At 68.3% G+C, this 779-nt stretch carries 1 protein-coding gene; it reads left to right on the forward strand.

Annotated features, from left to right (window positions below; all coding sequences use genetic code 11):
- Positions 1–581: hypothetical protein (locus ACFV6D_RS27135; RefSeq protein WP_380561387.1), on the forward strand; the 581-nt coding region annotated here is incomplete at its 5' end.
- Between the last annotated feature and the right edge of the window lie 198 nt (positions 582–779).

The raw sequence follows: 779 nt of genomic DNA on the forward strand, positions 1-779 counted from the left end.
CCACCCTCTACAACCCCGCCACCGACGCCGTCGAACTCTTCGCCACCAGCAGCCGCAACGAACTCGGCCACCTCTACTGGGACAACAAGGCCAAGGCCTGGAGCGACTGGGGCACCATCGGCGGCCAGGCGGTGACCGGCAGCCCCACCGCCGTCGTGAACCCGGCCAACAACAGCGCCGAGGTCTTCATCACCACCACCACCAACACGATGGCCCACAGCTACAGCCTCAACGGCGCCCGCTGGTCCGACATCACCACCATGGGCGGCTGGCAGTTCAACGGCACCCCCACCGCCGTCTACAACCCCGCCGCCAACTCCGTCGAACTCTTTGCCGTCCGCAACACCGGCGAACTCGGCCACAACTACTGGGACAACAAGACCAAGACCTGGGCCGACTGGAGCACCATCAGCGACTGGAAGTTCTCCGGCACTCCCTCCGCCACCTACAACGCCTACATCAACACCCTCGAACTCTTCGCCACCGGCACCAACGGCACCATGTCCCGCGCCACCTACAAGGACAACAACTGGCTCGCCTGGGAGACCATGCCCGGCTGGACCTTCGCCACCACCGGCTGACCCAAACCCACCGCACCAGCTGACCAGGCCACGACGGCACGGTGCGCCCCTACAGGCCGCCCCCATCACGGGCGCACCCCCCTCTGACAACGGCCAGGCATGGCGCGGGGGGGGGGGCCCCGGCCAACACCCCGCCCCCCCCCCCCCCCCCAACAACACCCCCCCCCCCCCCCCCCCCACACAACAGAAGAAAGGCCC

This window comes from Kitasatospora sp. NPDC059812, from assembly GCF_042732075.1.
Classification (GTDB): Bacteria; Actinomycetota; Actinomycetes; order Streptomycetales; family Streptomycetaceae; genus Kitasatospora.